Source organism: Halanaerobium saccharolyticum (assembly GCF_003259895.1).
Classification (GTDB): Bacteria; Bacillota; Halanaerobiia; order Halanaerobiales; family Halanaerobiaceae; genus Halanaerobium; species Halanaerobium saccharolyticum_A.
Genome location: NZ_QLME01000050.1, coordinates 1 through 3,478, shown reverse-complemented (window position 1 = coordinate 3,478; position 3,478 = coordinate 1). Strand labels below are relative to the sequence as shown.

Below are 3,478 nucleotides of genomic sequence, written 5' to 3'. Positions count from 1 at the left end.
GGTTATGCAAAGTATATGATTATGTAAAGTAAATTCTTAAAACACTGTAATGAGTGCATCGTTCTTAAATTTACTTTACATAACTTGAGTTAATCTATTGATCAAATTTTTTCAACCAGGATAATAAATTGTCATTATCCTGCCATTGAGGTTTTTCTTCAGGAGAAACATCAGTATAGGCTTTTTCAATCGCCTTGCGTTTCTGTCTGGAATCAGCTCTAGCATAGACTTCAGTTACCTGAACCGAGCTATGACCAAGAATATCTCTAATATAAACAAGATTAACTCCTGCCTGAAGTAAGTGCATAGCCTTTGAATGCCTCAATGAATGGCATGAAATTTGATCAGGTATTAAAGCAGGTGCTTTTTCTTTAGCTGATTTACTGTATTTTTTTAGAATATAATTTACTCCAGCTCTTGTGAGTTTTTCTTTACGACTATTAAAAAATAATGGATATTCATTTGCATAATCTTTCAATAGAGAATTTGCTTCCATATATCTTTTTAAAATTTTAGCTGTTGGCTCCATTAAAGGAACTATTCTTGCTTTTTTTCCTTTGCCAATTAGTTTAACTGTATATGGTTTATCAAAACGAATACTTGATGGTATTAAATCAATGATTTCCTGCACCCTAGCTGCTGTATCATACATTAAACTCAGCATTGCTAGATTGCGTTGCCCTGATTTCAAACTTTGATCTGGCATTTCCAGTAACAATTTAATCCCATCTAAGCTTAAATAATTAATTGTTTTCTTTTCTGTTTTTTTAACTGGTATTGATAATATTCGCTGCCACTCTTGCAGATTTTCAGGATTCTGATATTGAAGATATCTAAAGAAAGAATGTATAGCTGCCAGCCGAATATTTCTGGTGGTTATGCTGCACTGTCGTTGATTTTCTATCCAATCTAAAAAATCAACAATAATATCTTTTGTGATAATTTCTAAAGTAATACTTTCTGCAGGAATGTTTTTGCTATCCTTAAGAAAGTTAAGAAAAAGAATAAAGGTATCCCTGTAAGATAAGATAGTATTTTCGCTGACTCCTTTTTCACCAGGTAAATAAACTTTTAAAAAAGAAGTTAAATAATAGGAAAAGCCAACTGTTTTCATGGAAGCTTCACCTCTGGAAAAATATATGAGCAGAGATTATTAACTTCCTTAATTAATTCTGGATACATATCAGATGTCAGTCTAACATATCTATCTGTTGCTTCCAGTGATTGATGTCCCAAATATTTAGACAGAATAGGTAAAGAATAATATAGCTCAAGATCAGATTCTGCCATTTTAATCAGTGAATGAACACTAAAGGTATGTCGAAAATCATGGACTCGTGGACCTTTTCCTTTGCCTCCATGAGAAATATTGGCTTCCCATAATATTTTTCTGAACCAGCGGTAAACAGTATTAGAGGCATAACTGCTTCCATCTTGCTGAGTGAAAAAATACTTTGTGATTAGATTTTTTGATAAACATTTTTCTCTGTATATCAGGCAGATGTCAGTTAATGAATCAGATAAAGGTAAAACTCTATCTCTATCATTTTTAGAATCTCTAATAATAATATATTTCTCTGATAAATTAACATCTTCAGTTTTTAAAGCTAGGGCCTCACTAACTCTTAAACCACAGCCATATATCATTCGAAATACAATGGGAATAACATATCTTGTATTTGATCTTTTATGGAATTTTAAATTATCACAGGCATCAAAAAAACTTTTAATTTCTTCTTTAGAGAAGATATATGGTGTAAAGGTAGTTTTTTTGAATTTAATCTGCTCTGGAATATATGATTGATATCCAAGCTTGTTTAAATAAATCGAGAAATTTTTAATATCATTAACTCTTGTATATCTTGTAGTATCAGCTTCATTTTTTCGTTTTTTAGCCCATTTATCAGATATATCTTTAGTTAAACCTATCTCAGTAAATTCATTTTTAATAATAAATCGATCAAATGTTTTAAAACTAGAAATCTCTTTGTAGTCATAACCAATATTTCTTTTAAATTCTATATACTGTTTTAAAAGCACTGCATATATGCTCTTAAATTCCATTTTAGTTCACCTCCTGAATATAATAAGGTGAATTTAGATCTGGAACTTCAAGTGAGCACTGTCTTAAAGAATCTAAATCTATTCTTAGATATGTTTTTGTGCTTTCTGTACTGCTATGACCCAGCACTTCTGAAATAACTGGAAGTGGAGTTTTTTGCTCCAATAAAGAACAGGCAAGGCTGTGTCTCAGGGCATGGGGTCCATGTTTTTTCTTATCCAGATTATCAATTTTTGCTTTATTTAAATAAAATGAAACTATGCTGTGCAATGTTGGCTCTTTTAACTTATCATAAGGCTGATTTATACAAATAAAAATATACTGGAGTTCTGATTCTGGACGCCCGAATTTAAGATAATCAATAATTGCATTACCCACTTCTGTTAAAAGAGGTAGTTCAACTGTCCTGGCTGTTTTTGTCTGTTTAATTCTAATCATATTTTTTTTCCAGTTAATATTTTCAAACTTTAATCTACAGATATCAGAAGCTCGTAATCCAAGTCTTGCTGCCAGCAGCATCATCGCATAATCTCGTTTACCTTTGGGATTTGCTCTATTTACTGATTTAAGCATCCTTTTAATTTCATCTTTGGTATAGGTAGTTGGTAATTTCCTTTCTTTTTTGTAACTGCTTTTTGGAATAACATATGAAAAATCAATTAACACTATTTCATTCTGATAAAGATATTTTAAAAATCCTCTAAGAGTGCTGAACATATTATGGATTGTGGCTTTAGAATATATCCCCAGATTATTAATGAATTGAAGTATATGCTGACTTTCTAGCCTATTTAAAGAAAGTATATTATTTGCTTTCAGGTGATCTAAAAATCTTAATAAATAAATTTTCTTGCTTTCCAGTGTTTTTGATGCAAATCCTCTAAGCTTAAGGTGTTCTAGATAGGTTAAAATAATTTTACCTATCTCCCCATCAAAGTTATACTTTTTGGAGACTGATCTAAATTTAATTACACCCGTAGCCTGAAATTCACTGGTTACATTTGCTATTCTGATAAGGTCTTTTTCTTTTCTGCATAGGTTTTCATAGGGGCGATTTTTCATTATACTGGATATGAATTTTTCTCCTACCTGAGAATTATAGAATTCAATAGAGTTTTTGACCATAAAGTCATTTAAAAGCTGCCAGCCTCTCTGATATTTTAATTGTGTAGCTCTTTGGTAGGATAGACTTTTAAGATGCACCCCCAGTTCTGATATTAGTTCCTGAAGTTTTTGTTCTCTTTTCATTTGCATTTTCCTCTCTATAATATTTAGGCTTTTGCCTTAACTAATTATAGAGTAATTATGTAAAGTAAACCAGCAGTTAATCCTGACAGAACAATATTATTTTTAAATACTTTACATAATCATATGCTTTGCATAACCTTTATTATGTGAAGCTTCACATAACAAGGG

Annotated in this window: 3 protein-coding genes; all 3 read right to left on the bottom strand. The window is 30.9% G+C overall.

All coding sequences use genetic code 11. The annotated features are described in order from the left end of the window. Window positions 1–94: 94 nt before the first annotated feature. From C7958_RS15405 to C7958_RS15395, 3 genes are read right to left on the bottom strand one after another with little or no spacing between them, the layout of a single operon-like run. Window positions 95–1,114 (bottom strand): site-specific integrase, encoded by a 1,020-nt coding sequence (locus C7958_RS15405; protein WP_111573553.1) that lies wholly within the window; start codon window positions 1,112–1,114, stop codon window positions 95–97. Then, window positions 1,111–2,064: a tyrosine-type recombinase/integrase gene (locus C7958_RS15400; protein WP_111573552.1), complete on the bottom strand. Its 954-nt coding sequence runs from the start codon at window positions 2,062–2,064 to the stop codon at window positions 1,111–1,113. The genes C7958_RS15405 and C7958_RS15400 overlap by 4 nt, the downstream gene beginning before the upstream one ends. A 1-nt stretch (window position 2,065) precedes the next feature. After that, on the bottom strand, window positions 2,066–3,310 hold the full coding sequence (locus C7958_RS15395) for a site-specific integrase (protein ID WP_208320790.1): 1,245 nt from the start codon (window positions 3,308–3,310) through the stop codon (window positions 2,066–2,068). Window positions 3,311–3,478 lie beyond the last annotated feature (168 nt).